Origin of the sequence: Hymenobacter sp. HDW8 (assembly GCF_011305775.1) — a bacterium.
GTDB classification, from domain to species: domain Bacteria; phylum Bacteroidota; class Bacteroidia; order Cytophagales; family Hymenobacteraceae; genus Hymenobacter; species Hymenobacter radiodurans.
In genome coordinates this window covers 2,142,597-2,160,176 of sequence record NZ_CP049907.1, presented here as the reverse complement: position 1 = coordinate 2,160,176, position 17,580 = coordinate 2,142,597, and the positions used below count along the sequence as shown (strand labels likewise).

14 protein-coding genes and 4 tRNA genes are annotated in these 17,580 nt (G+C 49.7%); all 18 read left to right on the top strand.

Features of this window, described 5'->3' with window-relative positions; genetic code table 11:
* The first annotated feature begins 7 nt into the window (after positions 1–7).
* Positions 8–90, top strand: a tRNA-Tyr gene (locus tag G7064_RS09010).
* Between the two features lie 95 nt (positions 91–185).
* Positions 186–258: transfer RNA gene (locus G7064_RS09005), tRNA-Gly, on the top strand.
* A gap of 70 nt (positions 259–328) precedes the next feature.
* Positions 329–400, top strand: a tRNA-Thr gene (locus tag G7064_RS09000).
* A gap of 173 nt (positions 401–573) precedes the next feature.
* Positions 574–1,764: an elongation factor Tu gene (tuf, locus tag G7064_RS08995; protein ID WP_133271644.1), complete on the top strand. Its 1,191-nt coding sequence runs from the start codon at positions 574–576 to the stop codon at positions 1,762–1,764.
* A 117-nt stretch (positions 1,765–1,881) separates the two neighbouring features.
* Positions 1,882–1,952 (top strand) — tRNA-Trp (locus G7064_RS08990).
* Positions 1,953–2,003: 51 nt separating this feature from the next.
* Entirely contained in the window at positions 2,004–2,198 is a 195-nt protein-coding gene (gene secE / locus G7064_RS08985) for a preprotein translocase subunit SecE (RefSeq protein WP_133271645.1), read from the top strand.
* Between the two features lie 11 nt (positions 2,199–2,209).
* Positions 2,210–2,770, top strand: a complete 561-nt coding sequence (gene nusG, locus G7064_RS08980; RefSeq protein WP_133271646.1) for a transcription termination/antitermination protein NusG — start codon at positions 2,210–2,212, stop codon at positions 2,768–2,770.
* A 129-nt stretch (positions 2,771–2,899) separates the two neighbouring features.
* On the top strand, positions 2,900–3,343 hold the full coding sequence (rplK, locus tag G7064_RS08975) for a 50S ribosomal protein L11 (protein ID WP_133271647.1): 444 nt from the start codon (positions 2,900–2,902) through the stop codon (positions 3,341–3,343).
* A gap of 21 nt (positions 3,344–3,364) precedes the next feature.
* Entirely contained in the window at positions 3,365–4,060 is a 696-nt protein-coding gene (gene rplA / locus G7064_RS08970) for a 50S ribosomal protein L1 (RefSeq protein WP_166073303.1), read from the top strand.
* Positions 4,061–4,077: 17 nt separating this feature from the next.
* Complete coding sequence (rplJ, locus tag G7064_RS08965; protein ID WP_133271649.1) at positions 4,078–4,632, top strand: 50S ribosomal protein L10; 555 nt, start codon at positions 4,078–4,080, stop codon at positions 4,630–4,632.
* A gap of 68 nt (positions 4,633–4,700) precedes the next feature.
* Positions 4,701–5,081: a 50S ribosomal protein L7/L12 gene (gene rplL / locus G7064_RS08960; protein WP_084445969.1), complete on the top strand. Its 381-nt coding sequence runs from the start codon at positions 4,701–4,703 to the stop codon at positions 5,079–5,081.
* Positions 5,082–5,284: 203 nt separating this feature from the next.
* Positions 5,285–9,175: a DNA-directed RNA polymerase subunit beta gene (gene rpoB / locus G7064_RS08955; protein ID WP_373285324.1), complete on the top strand. Its 3,891-nt coding sequence runs from the start codon at positions 5,285–5,287 to the stop codon at positions 9,173–9,175.
* Positions 9,176–9,290: 115 nt separating this feature from the next.
* On the top strand, positions 9,291–9,473 hold the full coding sequence (locus tag G7064_RS23245) for a hypothetical protein (RefSeq protein WP_410505544.1): 183 nt from the start codon (positions 9,291–9,293) through the stop codon (positions 9,471–9,473).
* The gene (rpoC, locus tag G7064_RS08950) at positions 9,458–13,639 is read left to right on the top strand and encodes a DNA-directed RNA polymerase subunit beta' (RefSeq protein ID WP_410505552.1); all 4,182 of its coding nucleotides are present in this window, start codon (positions 9,458–9,460) and stop codon (positions 13,637–13,639) included. Before G7064_RS23245 ends, rpoC begins: the two co-directional genes overlap by 16 nt.
* A 108-nt stretch (positions 13,640–13,747) precedes the next feature.
* Positions 13,748–14,080: a DUF3467 domain-containing protein gene (locus G7064_RS08945; protein WP_133271651.1), complete on the top strand. Its 333-nt coding sequence runs from the start codon at positions 13,748–13,750 to the stop codon at positions 14,078–14,080.
* 267 nt (positions 14,081–14,347) lie between these two features.
* Entirely contained in the window at positions 14,348–14,776 is a 429-nt protein-coding gene (gene rpsL, locus G7064_RS08940; protein WP_084445982.1) for a 30S ribosomal protein S12, read from the top strand.
* 86 nt (positions 14,777–14,862) lie between these two features.
* A complete protein-coding gene (gene rpsG / locus G7064_RS08935) occupies positions 14,863–15,330 on the top strand; it encodes a 30S ribosomal protein S7 (RefSeq protein WP_100337277.1) in 468 nt (155 codons plus the stop codon).
* A gap of 98 nt (positions 15,331–15,428) precedes the next feature.
* Positions 15,429–17,570 (top strand): elongation factor G, encoded by a 2,142-nt coding sequence (fusA, locus tag G7064_RS08930; RefSeq protein WP_133271652.1) that lies wholly within the window; start codon positions 15,429–15,431, stop codon positions 17,568–17,570.
* Positions 17,571–17,580 lie beyond the last annotated feature (10 nt).

The window sequence follows — 17,580 nt, the reverse complement described above, 5'->3', positions numbered from 1 at the left end:
TATACTTGGGGAGGTTCCAGAGCGGCCAAATGGGACAGACTGTAACTCTGTTAGCGTAAGCTTTCGAAGGTTCGAATCCTTCTCTCCCCACAGAGTAAGTTTAAAAATTCAAGAATTGAGTCTCTAACATGTAGCTATCATGCTCCTTTTGAGGACTCATTTCTTGAGATTTTAAACTTTATATCGCGGGAGTAGCTCAGTTGGTAGAGCGACAGCCTTCCAAGCTGTAGGTCGCGAGTTCGAACCTCGTCTCCCGCTCTTTATCATCATCTATCAATAATGGTTAGTTGATTAAAGATGATAAGAGAACGATAACGTTTTAAATCAAGCCGTTTTAGCTCAGTGGTAGAGCACTTCCTTGGTAAGGAAGAGGTCATGGGTTCAAATCCCATAAATGGCTCTTAATATCTAGTACTAATACCGGCGGAGCAGCGCGACTGCACCGTTTGGATCTGTCAGCAAGGCAAAGCGACATGCAGAAGCTTTTCAAATAGCGCTGCGTTTCGCTTTCTTGTAGGTTAGCTCAGTCGCGTTTTCCTCTTATTACCACTACATTTCTCTAATCTCTTTACAATGGCTAAAGAAAATTTTGATCGTTCCAAACCGCACGTGAACATCGGTACCATCGGGCACGTGGACCACGGCAAAACGACCCTGACCGCTGCTATCACCTCGGTACTGGCGAACAAAGGTTTGGCCGCTAAGCGTGACTTCTCCTCGATCGACAATGCTCCTGAGGAAAAAGAGCGTGGTATCACTATCAATACGGCTCACGTTGAGTACGCTACTGAGAACCGTCACTATGCTCACGTTGACTGCCCTGGTCACGCTGACTATGTGAAGAACATGGTAACTGGTGCCGCTCAGATGGACGGTGCTATCCTTGTAGTAGCTGCTACTGACGGCCCAATGCCTCAGACCCGTGAGCACATCTTGTTGGCTCGCCAAGTAGGTGTACCTCAGTTGGTAGTGTTCATGAACAAAGTCGACATGGTCGACGACCCTGAGTTGCTCGAACTCGTTGAGATGGAAATCCGCGAGTTGCTCTCTTTCTATGACTTCGATGGCGACAATATTCCAGTTATCCAGGGTTCTGCTCTGGGTGGCCTGAATGGTGATGCTAACTGGGTTCCTAAGATTGAGGAACTGATGGCAGCTGTTGACAGCTTTATTCCGATTCCAGCACGTCTAACTGACCTGCCCTTCCTGATGCCAGTAGAGGACGTGTTCTCTATCACAGGTCGTGGTACTGTAGCAACTGGTCGTATCGAGCGTGGTATCATTAACTCTGGTGAGCAAGTTGATATCCTCGGTATGGGCGCTGCTCCTGGCTTGAAGTCGACGGTTACAGGTGTGGAAATGTTCCGCAAAATCCTTGACCGTGGCGAAGCTGGTGACAACGTTGGTCTGCTGCTGCGCGGTATTGAAAAAGAAGCCATCCGTCGCGGCATGGTTATTTGCAAGCCAGGTTCAGTAACTCCTCACCAAAAGTTCAAGGCTGAGGTGTACGTGTTGTCGAAAGAGGAAGGTGGTCGTCACACTCCTTTCTTCAATAACTATCGTCCTCAGTTCTATCTGCGTACCACTGACGTAACGGGTATTATCACTCTGCCAGAAGGCGTAGAAATGGTAATGCCTGGTGACAACATCACTATCCAAGTGGAGTTGATCAGCAAAGTGGCTATGGAGAAAGGTCTTCGTTTCGCTATTCGCGAAGGTGGCCGTACTGTAGGTGCTGGTCAGGTGACCGAAATCCTCGACTAATTATTAACAGTCAAGACGATCCGCCTCCGATTTTTCGGGGGCGGATTTGTTTTGAACCTATATTACCTTACATTTGCACTCCCAATTGAGACATTTGTTTCGTGGGGTGCATTTTTTACGGGCGTAGTTCAAGGGTAGAATAGAGGTCTCCAAAACCTTTGATGGGAGTTCGAATCTCTCCGCCCGTGCAAAAAGGTCGTTTGTACGGCCAATCTTCAAAGCCTAACCTGGCTCCAGACATGAGTAAGCTGACAAATTACATCCGCGAGACTACTGAGGAGATGCGTTACAAAGTAACGTGGCCTTCTTTTGAGGAACTGCAGAAAAGTGCCGGTTTGGTACTACTTGGCTCACTCATCTTTGCTGCTGTTGTTGGTCTGATGGACTTAGTGTTCAACACAGGCTTGGAAGCTTTCTACAATTCATTCCGTTAATCGGCTGATCAATGGGAGAATTGAAGTGGTATGTAGTTCGCTCTGTGAGCGGACAAGAAAAGAAAGCTAAGCAATATCTGGAAACAGAGCTTGGCCGACACAATCTGACGGAAATGGTACCACAAGTGCTAATTCCTATTGAGAAAGTGTTCGAAATGCGCAATGGTAAGAAGCGTGTTCGGGAGCGTAACCTGTACCCAGGTTATATTATTATCCATGCCGATCTGACCCACGGTGAGGTTGATCATATCATCACTAGCACTCCAGGAGTCATTGGTTGGGTAGGCGATAAGGACAGTAAGACTGCTTCCAGCAAACCCGCCCCGCTACACATCTCAGAAGTTAACCGCATTCTGGGCATTGTAGATGAACAGGAGGAGCAAACCGCATCCCTAGAGACTCCTTTCATTACTGGTGAGTTAGTAAAAGTGATTGACGGCGCATTCAGTGGTTTCTCGGGTACAGTTTCCGAGGTATTTGAAGAGCGTAAGAAGCTTAACGTAATCGTTAAAATCTTCGGTCGTAGCACTCCAATGGAGTTAAGTTACACTCAAGTAGAAAAAGAATCATAGTATACAAGATCTTATCGTCGCTGGCTAGTCGCTTCGAGCCAGTGATGCTTCCACATAGTAACTCGAAGCAAATTTTAAACTGAGGGCCCATGGTGTTACGACCTGCAAGCCCGAAGCCTTTTAACACCAATGGCCAAAGAAATTAGAGGTTATCTGCGATTGCAGATAAAGGGAGGCGCCGCGAATCCTTCGCCGCCGGTTGGACCTGCACTTGGTAGCAAAGGCCTTAACATCATGGAGTTTTGCAAGCAGTTTAATGCTCGCACCCAGGATAAGGCCGGCCAAGTATGTCCCGTTTTGATCACCATGTACACCGACAAGTCATTTGACTTCGTGGTGAAAACGCCCCCCGCTCCGGTATTGCTACTCGAAGCTGCAAAAATCCAAAGTGGGTCAAAGGAGCCTAACCGTAATAAGGTAGGCTCTGTTACCTGGGATCAGGTGCGCCAGATCGCTGAGACCAAAATGACTGACCTCAATGCTTTCAAGATTGAGTCGGCTATGAAGCTTGTGGCTGGTACAGCCCGGAGCATGGGTATCACCGTCAAGGGCGATTCTCCCTTTGCCAACTAACTTTTAATCCCAGAAAAGCTCATGGCAAAAGTTAGCAAGAAACGCAAGGAAGCCCTTGCCAAGCACGACCTAACGCAAGTACGTTCACTGGTTGAGGCAGCAAAAATAGTGAAGGATATTACCTACACTAAGTTCGACTCATCTGTTGACATTGACGTGCGTTTGGGCGTTGATCCCCGTAAAGCCGACCAAATGGTACGTGGCGTAGCTACGTTGCCCCACGGCACCGGCAAAACTGTTCGTGTACTAGCTCTAGTAACGCCTGATAAAGAAGCTGAAGCAACTGCTGCTGGCGCTGACTTTGTAGGCCTTGATGACTACATCTCGAAAATCGAAAAAGGCTGGACTGATATCGACGTGATTATCACGATGCCATCCGTGATGGCTAAGGTAGGCCGTTTGGGTCGCGTACTCGGTCCTCGTGGCTTAATGCCCAACCCTAAGTCGGGTACTGTAACTACTGATGTAGCTAAAGCTGTACAGGAAGTAAAGGCTGGTAAAATCGACTTTAAAGTTGATAAGACTGGTATTATTCATTGCAGCGTAGGCAAAGTGTCTTTCGAGGATAACAAACTCGCCGAAAACGCTTTCGAAGTAATTCAGACCTTGACTCGTTTGAAGCCTTCTTCTGCTAAGGGTACTTACATCAAGAGCATCACGCTTTCGAGTACGATGAGCCCGGCTGTTCCGGTAGACACGACGGTAACTTCCGCCTAACTAACTGACGACGAACTATGACCCGGGAAGAAAAACAAGACCTCGTCAACGAGTTGAGCGAAAAGTTTCAATCGCACAACGCGTTCTATATCACGGACGCTTCTACAATGTCCGTAGCGAAGATCAACGATTTCCGTCGCCTGTGCTTCAACCGCGGGATGGAGTACAAAGTGTACAAGAATACGTTGATCCGCAAAGCTCTCGATACCCTCGGTGGTGACACTACTGAGATGGATGAGGCTTTGAAAGGCCAATCAGGCATCCTGTTCTCGAAAGAGTCAGGCAATGCACCAGCCAAATTGCTGAAGGATTTCTACAAGCAGCAGAACTACAGCAAAACTGCAGTTCCTAAGCCAGCCCTCAAGGGGGCATATATTGACAGCGGCGTTTATGTCGGTGTTAATCAGCTAGAAATGCTTAGCACTATCAAAGGCAAGCAGGAACTTCTCGGTGAAATCATTGGGTTGCTGCAATCGCCTGCTAAGAATGTTATATCTGCTCTATCGAGTGGCGGCAGCAAACTAGCTGGTATCCTCAAAACACTTTCCGAAAAAGAAGAGGTTGCAGGCTAACCGCTGCTCATCTTTTTCACTTTCAATTTCCAAACGATTCAATAACCTTTTTTTAACAATCTACAGAAATGGCAGATTTGAAAGCATTCGCTGAGCAGCTCGTTAGCCTGACGGTGAAAGAAGTAAACGAACTGGCTACTATCCTGAAGGACGAGTACGGCATTGAGCCTGCTGCGGCTGCTCCAGTAATGATGGCTGGCGGTGGCGGTGGTGCTGCTGCTGAAGCTCCCGAGGAGAAAACCTCGTTCGACGTAATTTTGAAGGCTGCTGGCGGCGCTAAGCTGGCTGTAGTTAAATTGGTAAAAGACCTGACTGGTCTTGGCTTGAAAGAAGCTAAAGAACTAGTTGATGGTGCTCCTAAGCCTTTGAAAGAAGGTGTTACCAAAGACGAAGCCGACACGCTGAAGAAGCAACTGGAAGAAGCCGGCGCTGAAGTAGAAGTTAAGTAAGCTGCGGCCCGCTTTTTCTCCTATAAACTTGGATAGGCCTGGCAACTAAGCCAGGTCTTTTCCTGTTTGTAGGCTATAAGTTTTAATAAATTGCCCCCCAGCGCCGCATTGCGGCTTTTCGTGCCTACGGGTACGTAGGTGGGAATGGTCAGGTTGACCAGAGTGAGTAAGCTTCAGTGTCCATTTCTTAAGACCCAAACGCATTGGCTACACCGAAAGCAGAGGCTTTGCAGAAAGCCGTTGAGCGAATCAATTTCGCCAAGATTAAAAAAGTTATCGAGTATCCGGATTTCTTGGACGTGCAGTTGCAGTCGTTCCAAGATTTCTTTCAGTTGGAAACCGCAGCCGAAAGCCGCGCCGATGAAGGCCTGTTCAAGGTGTTCGCGGAGAACTTTCCAATCTCGGACTCGCGCGAGAATTTCGTGCTACAGTTTATGGATTATCACGTCGACCCGCCGAAATATTCGGTCGACGAGTGTATTGACCGTGGCCTAACTTATTCTGTACCGTTGAAGGCTAAGCTTCGTCTTATCTGCAACGATACAGATAACGAAGACTTCGAGACGATTGAGCAGGAAGTGTTTTTGGGAAATATCCCTTACATGACCGAAAAAGGTTCTTTCGTGATCAATGGTGCCGAGCGTGTTATTGTATCACAACTGCACCGTTCGCCAGGTGTGTTCTTTGCGCAGAGCAAGCACACCAACGGTACCAAGCTGTACTCAGCGCGTATCATCCCGTTCAAAGGTTCGTGGATTGAGTTTGCCACGGACGTGAACAACGTGATGTACGCTTACATCGACCGGAAGAAGAAATTTCCGGTAACAACTCTGCTCCGTGCTATTGGCTACGGAACTGACAAAGACATTCTCGACCTGTTTGGTTTGTCGGAGGAGGTAAAGGCAGAGAAGAAGAGCTTGAAGAAGGCAGTAGGCCGTAAGTTGGCTGCTCGGGTTTTACGCACTTGGACTGAAGACTTCGTAGACGAGGATACTGGTGAAGTAGTGTCGATCGATCGTAACGAAGTTCTGTTGGAGCGTGACTCCACTATTCAAGAAGAGGACATAGATGTCATCTTGAATGCTGGTCCAAAGTCTATCATTCTTCATAAGGAGAATGTGAATATTGCGGACTTCGCTATTATTTATAACACCCTACAGAAAGACAACTCCAACTCGGAGAAGGAAGCTGTGGAGCAAATCTATCGTCAGCTCCGTAATACAGAAGCTCCTGACGAAGAAACTGCCCGTGACATCATCCAGAAACTGTTCTTCTCTGATAAGCGCTACGACCTAGGCGACGTTGGTCGTTACCGCATTAACAAGAAGCTCGGTCTCGACAAAAACTGGGAAGCTCGGGTATTGACTAATGAGGATATTGTTCTCATCGTGAAGTATCTGATCGGTCTTATCAACTCGAAGGCGGTAGTCGATGACATTGACCACTTGTCTAACCGTCGGGTACGGACGGTAGGGGAGCAGCTTTATGCCCAGTTCGGCGTTGGTTTGGCCCGTATGGCGCGTACTATTAAGGAGCGGATGAACGTGCGCGACAACGAGGACTTTAAGCCAGTTGACTTGATTAATGCTCGTACGTTGTCGTCGGTTATCAATTCCTTCTTCGGTACGAACCAGCTTTCTCAGTTCATGGACCAGACCAACCCATTGGCTGAGGTGACGCACAAGCGTCGCGTATCGGCACTGGGGCCAGGAGGTCTGTCGCGTGAGCGCGCTGGTTTCGAAGTACGTGACGTACACTATACCCATTACGGGCGTTTGTGCACTATCGAAACTCCTGAAGGACCTAACATTGGTCTTATCTCTTCACTCTGCGTTCACGCTCGCGTGAATGGTATGGGCTTCATCGAAACTCCTTATCGTGCTGTTAAAGAAGGTAAGGTCGATGTTAGTCATGAAGTGAAGTACTTGACTGCTGAAGAAGAAGATACTCACCACATCGCGCAGGCTAACGCTCGCATCGATGATAAGGGTAACTTCTTGTCAGAGCTGGTTAAAGGCCGCTTCGAAGGTGACTTCCCGGTTGTAGAGCCAGCGGAGTACTCCTATATGGACGTTGCCCCGAACCAAATTGTATCGGTAGCTGCTTCATTGATTCCATTCTTGGAGCACGATGACGCTAACCGTGCACTGATGGGCTCGAACATGCAACGTCAGGCTGTGCCACTTCTCCGCCCTGAGGCTCCTATCGTGGGTACAGGTTTGGAAGGACGTACTGCTATTGACTCGCGCACACTAGTTGTCGCTGAAGGCGATGGCGAAATTGATTATGTAGATGCCAATAAGATCATCGTTCGCTATGATCTGACTGCTGAAGACGTACTCGTAAGCTTCGATGCTGAGCGAGTATCGTATGATCTGATCAAATTCCGTCGCACTAACCAGGACACTTGCATCAACCTTACGCCACTGGTGAAGAAAGGCCAGCGCGTAACGAAGGGCGAGCCGCTGTGCGAAGGTTACGGCACTAACAAAGGTGAACTAGCTCTCGGCCGTAACATGCAGGTGGCCTTTATGCCATGGCAGGGTTACAACTTCGAGGATGCCATCGTTATCTCGGAGCGTGTAGTTCGCGACGATATCTTCACTTCTATCCACATTGAGGAATTCGAACTAGAGGTTCGGGAGACGAAGCGTGGTGAGGAAGAGTTGACGTCGGAAATTCCGAACGTGAGTGAAGAAGCTGTTCGTAACCTCGACGACAACGGTATCATCCGTTTAGGCGCAGAGGTGAAGGAAGGCGACATTCTGATTGGTAAGATTACTCCTAAGGGCGAAACTGATCCAACGCCGGAAGAAAAGCTACTCCGCGCCATCTTTGGTGACAAAGCGGGTGATGTGAAAGACGCTTCGCTTAAGGCGCCGCCGTCCTTGAATGGTGTTGTTATCGGCACTAAGCTGTTCTCGCGTCCGAAGAAAGACAAGAACCTGCGCGCTAAATCGAAGAAGGAAGTAGAAGAGTTGAAAGACCGCTACGCCCAGGAGCTTCGGAGTGTAAAGGCAGTAATGGTTGACAAGCTGGTGCAGCTCTTGGAGGGCAAAACCTCTCAGGGTGTGAAGCACAAGTTTGGTGACGAGATCTTGTCGAAAGGTGTCAAGTTCGGTAAGAAGAACGTCACCGAGGCGCTCTTCCCTGAGAAGAACCCTTATAAGGATGAGAGCAACTACGCTGTACCGGAAGAGGTAAATATGTTCAAGGACTTGATCCTGGAGAATTGGACCGCTGATGAGAAAGTGAATAGTATGTTGCTGCAATTGGTGAAGAACTACGCCAAGCGTCGCAATACGATCACGGCTCGTTTCAAGCGTGACCGGTTTACCTTGGAAGTAGGTGATGAACTGCCCGCAGGTATCGTACAGTTGGCCAAAGTATACATCGCCAAAAAGCGTAAGCTGAAGGTGGGGGACAAAATGGCTGGTCGTCACGGTAACAAGGGGGTTGTAGCCCGCATCGTGCGCGATGAGGATATGCCTTTCTTGGCTGACGGTACGCCAATGGACATCGTGCTTAACCCGCTCGGTGTACCAAGCCGCATGAACATCGGTCAGATTTATGAGACTGTACTTGGTTGGGCTGGCTTGAAGCTGGGCCGTACTTATGCTACCCCAATTTTCGATGGTGCTACCGAAGAGGAAGTGTCCCGCGAGTTGGCAGAAGCTGGACTGCCGCACTTCGGTCGCTCTTACCTGCACGATGGTTTGACTGGTCAGCAGTTCGACCAGCCGGTGACTGTGGGTGTTATCTATATGCTGAAGCTAGGTCACTTGGTGGATGATAAGATGCACGCTCGTTCTATCGGACCATACTCGCTCATTACCCAGCAGCCGCTAGGTGGTAAGGCGCAGTTTGGTGGTCAGCGCTTCGGTGAAATGGAAGTGTGGGCGTTGGAGGCCTTCGGTGCGTCGAACGTACTGCAGGAAATTCTGACGGTGAAGTCGGACGACGTCGTTGGCCGGGCCAAAGCGTACGAAGCCATCGTGAAGGGCGACGTGCTACCTAAGCCAAATATCCCCGAGTCATTCAACGTACTCATTCATGAGTTGCGCGGTCTGGCGCTGGAAATCACGCTTGACTAATTAGAAAAGGCGCGGTTCGCTTTCAAGTAATTGGAACGGGCCGCGCTAGCTCTAGTGTTACGATAGGCTGCAAAGCACATTTTACTTCTGACATAGTTTTTAGAAAAACGACAGTATGGCGTTTGCAAAGAATAAAAAACTGGTGCAGGACTTCTCGAAAGTCACTATCTCGCTAGCCTCGCCCGAATCCATCTTGGAGCGGTCGAATGGGGAAGTAGTGAAACCCGAGACGATCAACTACCGGACGTATAAACCCGAGATGGGGGGCTTTTTTGCGAGCGGATTTTTGGTCCTGTAAAGGACTGGGAATGTCACTGCGGCAAATACAAGCGCATCCGTTACAAGGGCATCATCTGCGACCGTTGTGGCGTGGAGGTGACCGAGAAAAAGGTGCGTCGGGAGCGGATGGGCCACATCGAGCTAGTGGTACCGGTTGCTCACATCTGGTATTTCAAGTCCCTGCCCAACAAAATCGGTTACTTGCTGGGCTTGCCTACCAAGAAACTGGATCAGATTATCTACTACGAGCGCTATGTGGTAGTACAGCCTGGTGTATTGGCCGAAGAGGGCGTACAGCAGCTTGACTTCCTCACCGAAGACGAGTATTTGGATATCATCGATAAACTCCCTCGGGAGAATCAGATGTTGCCCAATGAAGACCCGAACAAATTTATTGCCCGGATGGGGGCTGACGCGTTACAGCTTTTGCTGGAGCGTACCAACCTCGACGAGCTTTCTTATAGCCTACGTGACTCTGCCGCCCACGAGACTTCGCAGCAGCGTAAAGCTGATGCGTTGAAGCGTCTGCGTGTAGTAGAAGCTTTCCGCGACGCGGCTACTCGTATCGAGAACAAGCCTGAGTGGATGGTGATTCGTATGGTACCGGTAATTCCACCGGAACTACGTCCACTTGTTCCATTGGATGGGGGGCGTTTTGCTACCTCTGACCTGAATGATCTGTATCGTCGTGTTATCATTCGTAACAACCGCCTCAAGCGCCTAATAGAAATTAAGGCTCCTGAAGTGATTCTGCGGAACGAGAAGCGCATGCTGCAGGAAGCTGTAGACTCGCTCTTCGACAACTCGCGTAAGGTAAACGCCGTGCGCGCTGAAGGTAACCGTGCGCTGAAGTCGCTGTCTGATATGCTGAAAGGCAAGCAGGGCCGCTTCCGTCAGAACTTGCTCGGTAAGCGTGTTGACTACTCTGGCCGTTCAGTCATTGTAGTTGGCCCTGAGTTGAAGCTACACGAGTGCGGTCTGCCTAAGAACATGGCGGCTGAGCTGTTTAAGCCATTCATCATCCGTAAGCTCATTGAGCGCGGTATTGTGAAAACGGTGAAATCAGCGAAGAAAATCGTTGATCGTAAGGATGCAGTCGTGTGGGATATTCTGGAGAACGTGCTGAAAGGCCATCCAGTCCTGCTCAACCGTGCTCCTACCTTGCACCGCTTGGGTATTCAGGCATTCCAGCCTCGCCTGATCGAGGGTAAGGCTATACAGTTGCACCCACTCGTTTGTACGGCCTTCAACGCTGACTTTGACGGTGACCAGATGGCTGTGCACGTTCCACTCGGACCGGCCGCTATCTTGGAAGCCTCAACGCTGATGCTGGCTTCACATAACATTCTGAACCCAGCCAACGGCGCACCTATCGCGGTACCGTCACAGGACATGGTACTCGGTCTGTATTATGTTACCAAAGGCAAACGCAGCACTGATGAAGAGCAGGTACAAGGCGAAGGCCGTATCTTCTACTCGGATGAAGAAGTTGTAATTGCTATCAACGAAGGTCAACTTTCGAAGCACGCAATTATTAAGGTGCGTACGAAAGTGCGGAACGAGAACGATGAGCTTGTTACCAAGATCATTGAGACTGTAGCCGGCCGTGTTCTGTTCAACCAGCTGGTTCCTGAGGAAGTAGGTTTCGTTGACGAACTGCTGACTAAGAAGAAGCTCCAGCAGATCATTTCGCTCGTGTTTAAGCGTACGGGCATGGCTCGCACGGCTCAGTTCCTCGATGACATCAAGACGCTGGGCTTTCAGTCGGCTTACAAAGGTGGTTTGTCGATGGGTCTGGGTGATATTCAGATTCCGAAGGAGAAGGATGCCCTTATCGCTCAGGCTCAGGCTGACGTGGTAGCGGTCACCCAGAACTACCAGATGGGTCTGATTACCGATAACGAGCGTTACAACCAGGTTATTGACATTTGGACGCGTATTAACAATCAGATCACAGAGACACTCATGGGTCGCCTCGAAAAGGAGAACCAGGGTTTCAACTCGATCTACATGATGATGCACTCCGGTGCTCGTGGCTCGCGTGAGCAGATTCGTCAGCTCGGTGGTATGCGGGGTCTGATGGCTAAGCCACAGAAGTCGTTGCAAGGTTCGGTAGGTGAGATTATCGAAAACCCGATTCTGTCTAACTTCAAAGAAGGCCTGGACGTTATCGAGTACTTTATCTCAACTCACGGTGCTCGTAAAGGTCTAGCCGATACAGCTCTGAAAACGGCTGATGCCGGTTACCTGACTCGTCGTCTGGTAGACGTATCGCAAGACGTTATTGTAAACGAGGTAGACTGCGGTACTCTTCGTGGCCTAGAGGTTTCGGCCTTGAAGGATAACGAGGACATCGTAGAGTCACTTGCTGAGCGTATTCTTGGCCGTGTTGCAGTTCACAATGTTGTTAACCCGCTGACGGACGAGATAATCTTGGCTGCTGGCGAAGAAATCACCGAGGAAATCACTCGTTTGATTGACAATACAGCTATTGAGACGGTGGAAATCCGTTCGGTACTGACTTGTGAATCGAAGCGTGGTATCTGCGCTAAGTGCTACGGTCGTAACCTGTCTTCTGGCCGCATGGTACAGAAAGGTGAGGCTGTTGGTGTAATTGCTGCGCAGTCCATTGGTGAGCCTGGTACTCAGCTTACCCTGCGTACTTTCCACGTGGGTGGTACCGCTTCGAACATCGCTGTTGAAGCTAGCATTCGTGCGAAGTTCGCTGGCACTGTTGAGTTCGAAGACATCCGTACGGTGGCTACCACTACCGACGAAGGTGTGAAGGGCAAAGTAGTAATGGGTCGCTCAGGCGAAGTTCGGATTGTAGATTCTGCTACTGGTAAAGTCTTTATTTCCAACCACGTTCCTTATGGCTCTTTCCTGATTGTTGACGAAGGTCAGCAAGTGGAGAAGGGCGATGAGCTTTGCAACTGGGATCCTTACAACGCTGTCATCCTTTCGGAGTTCGATGGTACTGTTCAGTATGACGCTATTACGGAAGGCATTACTTACCGTGAGGAGTCAGATGAGCAGACCGGTCACCGCGAAAAGGTTATCATCGAATCCAAAGCCAAGGATCAGAACCCATCGATCATCGTGAGAGCCGGTAAGAAAGGCGATACCGAAGGTCAGAAGGGCTACAGCATCCCAGTAGGTTCGCACCTTAACGTGGAGAATGGCGACAAGATAAAGGCTGGTCACATTCTAGCAAAGATTCCTCGCGCTATTGGTAAGACCCGTGACATCACTGGTGGTCTGCCCCGCGTGACGGAGCTATTCGAAGCCCGTAACCCATCGAATCCGGCTGTTGTGTCGGAAATCGACGGTGTGGTAACGTATGGTACAGTGAAGCGTGGCAACCGGGAAATCTTCATTGAGTCGAAAGACGGCGTGAAGAAGAAGTACATGGTGCCCCTGTCTAAGCACATTCTGGTGCAGGATAATGACTTCATCCGTGCTGGTATGCCGCTCTCCGATGGGGCTATTACGCCATCCGACATCCTGAGCATTCAGGGTCCGGGTGCTGTGCAGGAGTACCTCGTGAATGAGATTCAGGAAGTATACCGCTTACAGGGTGTGAAAATCAACGATAAGCACATTGAGGTAGTAGTTCGCCAGATGATGCAGAAAGTAGTTATCCTTGATGCCGGCGACACGACTTTCCTCGAAAATCAGGTGATCGACAAGATCGTCTTCATGGAGGAGAACGATACCATCATTGATATGAAGGTGGTTACTGATGCTGGTGACTCCACGGAGTTGAAGCCTGGTCAGATTGTGAGTGCCCGCCGCCTGCGCGACGAGAACTCCAGCCTGAAGCGCCGTGACTTGAAGCTTGTGGAAGTGCGCGACGCGCAGCCTTCCGTTTCTCGTCCGACTCTGCAAGGCATCACTCAAGCTTCGTTGGGCACACAGAGCTTCATCTCAGCCGCTTCCTTCCAGGAGACGACCAAGGTGCTTAGCGAAGCGGCCATCCGTGGCAAGGCTGATGAACTGCTCGGGTTGAAGGAGAACGTAATCGTTGGTCACCTCATCCCAGCTGGTACCGGCCTGCGCGAGTACACTCGTCAGGTTGTGGGCTCGAAGGAGGAGATGGAAGCGGCCGCCGCTGCTCCTAAGGCTGACACTGAAACGAAGCGCCCTGCTCGCGCAAGCAAGCGTGAAGCTTCTATTCAGGAGTAGTATTTGATACGTGAGTAAAGAGAAAAGCCGACTGGATACTTTCCGGTCGGCTTTTCTCTTTTCACTAATTTTGACCTCATTCTATTATTTGCCTCCCAACCTTATCTTATGAATCTGCCTCCTGACCAAAATGCCCCCCAGGACCCAAACGCAATCAATATTGAATTGTCAGAACAAATTGCTGAGGGTGAGTACGCTAATTTGGCTATGATAGCGCATAGCAGTGGGGAGTTTGTTATCGACTTCATTCGACTGATGCCGGGCTTGCCGAAAGCAAAGGTTAAAGCCCGGATTATCATAACGCCGGAGCATGCTAAACGCCTACTGGCCGCGCTAGCCGATAACGTAGACCGCTTCGAGCAGACTTTTGGGTCAATAAAAACGCAGCCTGACATGCCAAACTTCCCAATGAATTTTGGCGGTACAATGGGAGAGGCGTAAACATTGTAGGTAAGCTGAACATTATCAAGGTCTTTGCAGCTTATTTACAAATAACTTGAAAAAGCCCCCCAGCCGCTGTTTGTGGCTTTTGGAGGCGATTATAAGAATGTTATATGAGGTTAAGTGTAGCAAGAGATAAGTCACTTGTTGTAAAGCACTTTCCTTAAAACAAACTATTTCAACCTGTTTGCTATTGTAAAGCAACTTCTATACCTTTGCAAGCCTAATTTTTTGGGAGAGAACCCTCCTTGACAAACCATTCCGTAGATGCCTACCATCAATCAGTTAGTACGAAAGGGAAGAGAAAAGCTGACGACTAAGTCAAAGTCGCCGGCACTCGATTCCTGCCCGCAGCGCCGTGGCGTTTGCACCCGTGTATATACCACTACGCCCAAGAAGCCAAACTCGGCGATGCGTAAAGTCGCTCGTGTGCGTCTCACCAACGGCAAAGAAGTCAACGCCTACATTCCAGGCGAAGGCCACAACCTGCAGGAGCACAGCATCGTGCTGATTCGCGGTGGCCGCGTGAAGGACCTTCCCGGCGTACGTTACCACATCATCCGCGGTGCTCTTGACACTGCTGGCGTAGGTGGTCGTACCCAGCGTCGTTCCAAGTATGGTGCTAAGCGTCCGAAGCCAGGGCAGCCCGCTGCAACCGGCAAAGGTGGCAAGCCAGCACCCGGCAAGAAAAAGTAATTAAATAAGAGATGAGTAGTAAGAAGTGAGAGGTGAGACACAGTTCTTATCTCACTTCTCACTTCTCGGTACTCACTTCTGATAAAATGAGAAAGTCAAAACCAAAGAAGCGCATTCTCCTGCCCGACCCTAAGTACAAGGAGACGCTGGTAACCCGTTTCGTCAATTACATGATGTATGACGGAAAGAAGAACCTAGCCTACACCATTTTCTATGATGCGTGCGAACTAGTAGAGCAGCGCACCAAAGAGAATGGCCTCGAAATGTGGCGCAAGGCTCTGAATAACGTGATGCCAACTGTAGAAGTAAAGAGCCGCCGCGTAGGTGGTGCTACCTTCCAGGTGCCGATCGAAGTTCGTCCTGACCGCCGCATCTCTGTTGGTGCCAAGTGGATGATTCAGTACGCTCGTCGTCGTGGTGAGAAGACCATGAAGGATAAGTTAGCTGGCGAAATTATCGCCGCTGCTAAAGGCGAAGGTGCTTCCGTGAAAAAGAAAGACGATACGCACCGGATGGCGGAAGCCAACAAGGCTTTCTCGCACTTCCGTTTCTAAAGGAGAAAATTAGGGACTTGGGGACTAAGGAGCTTCAGGAGATGTTGTATCATTTCTACGCTCTTTAGTCCCCAAGCTCTTAAGACCCTAAAAATAAAATGGCTAAACAAGACCTCAAGTACCTCCGCAACATTGGAATTATGGCGCACATCGACGCCGGTAAGACCACGACTTCGGAGCGCATTCTGTATTACACAGGCAAAACCCACAAGATCGGGGAAGTGCACGAAGGTGCTGCCACGATGGACTGGATGGAGCAAGAGCAGGAGCGGGGCATCACGATTACGTCGGCTGCTACTACTACCTTCTGGAACTACCCAACGGACGCAAGCGGTGAACCTACTAGCGAAACCAAGCAGTACAAGATTAACCTGATTGATACTCCCGGCCACGTAGACTTTACTGTAGAGGTAGAGCGCTCATTGCGTGTATTGGATGGTGCTGTCGCGTTATTCTGCGCAGTATCAGGCGTGGAGCCTCAGTCAGAGACTGTATGGCGTCAAGCTGATAAGTACAAAGTGCCACGTATCTGCTTCGTCAACAAGATGGACCGTGCTGGCGCTGACTTCTTCAAGGCTGTAGCTGAGATTAAGGATAAGCTAGGTGCTAATCCAGTTCCATTGCAAATTCCGATTGGCGCTGAAGACACCTTTAAAGGTGTTGTCGATCTGCTGACCGGTAAAGCAATCGTATGGGACGATGCCACCCAAGGTAAAGCCTATCACGAGATTCCCGTACCTGAGGATCTGGTCGAGACGGTAGCTGAATGGCGTCAGAAGTTGGTAGAAAGCGTCGCTGAGTATGACGATGCTCTACTGGAGAAGTTTTTCGAAGATCCAGAAAGCATTACGCGTGAGGAAATGATGGTTGTTATCCGCCAAGCGGTTATCGACATGAAGTTTTCGCCTGTAATGTGCGGCTCGGCTTTCAAAAACAAAGGTGTACAGTCCATGCTAGATGGCGTTATGGCTTACTTGCCTTCGCCGTTGGATATGCCCCCCATCATTGGTACCAACCCGGATACCAACGAGGAAGAGGTTCGTCTACCTACCACTGATGCACCGTTTGCTGCATTGGCCTTTAAGATTGCAACTGATCCTTTCGTAGGTCGCTTGTGCTTCTTCCGTTGCTACAGCGGTACGCTGGAAGCTGGTTCGTATGTGTTTAATAACCGCACAGAAAAGAAAGAGCGTATCTCGCGTTTGATGCAGATGCACTCTAACAAACAGAACCCTATCGACCGCTTGGAAGCTGGTGATATCGGTGCTGGTGTTGGTTTCAAAGACATCAAAACGGGTGATACCCTCACCGATGAGAAGCACCGTCTGGTATTGGAGTCGATGAGCTTCCCTGAGCCCGTAATCGGCTATGCCATTGAGCCCAAAACTCAGGCTGACGTTGATAAGATGGGTATGGCAATCGCCAAACTTGTAGAAGAAGATCCAACCTTGACCGTAAACACTGACCCCGAAACGGGCCAGACTGTACTACGCGGCATGGGTGAGCTTCACTTGGAGATCATCATCGACCGTATGCGTCGTGAGTTCAAAGTGGAAATCAACCAAGGTGCTCCTCAGGTTGCCTATAAAGAGATTCTGACTAAGAAGGTAGAGCACCGCGAAACCTACAAGAAGCAGACTGGTGGTCGTGGTAAATTCGGTGATATTGTCTTCGAAATCGGTCCGAAAGAGACTGAGCCAGAAAAGGCAGGCTTTGAATTCGAGAATGCTATCGTTGGTGGTGTAATTCCCCGTGAATTCATCGCTCCGATTCAGAAAGGTTTTGAGGAAGCTATGAAAAATGGTCCTCTGGCCGGCTTCCCCTTGGATTCAATGAAAGTGCGCTTGTTCCACGGCTCCTTCCATGACGTTGACTCGGACGCCCTATCGTTCGAACTTGCAGCTCGTGGTGGTTTCCGTGAGGCAGCCCGCCAGGCTGGCCCCAAATTGCTTGAGCCTATTATGGCTGTAGAAGTAGTTTGCCCAGATGAGTATACTGGTCCTGTAACTGGTGACTTGAACCGTCGTCGCGGTATTATGAAGGGTATGGACACCAAAGCTGGTGCTCAGCTCATCAAGGCCGACGTGCCACTGTCGGAGTTGTTTGGTTATGTAACGGACTTGCGTACCATTTCTTCGGGTCGCGCTTCTGCTTCGCTAACCTTCTCTCACTATGAGCAGGTACCATCAAACTTGGCTGAAGGCATTGTTGCCAAGACCAAAGGTCACGCCGTTCGCTAATTCGCTTTCA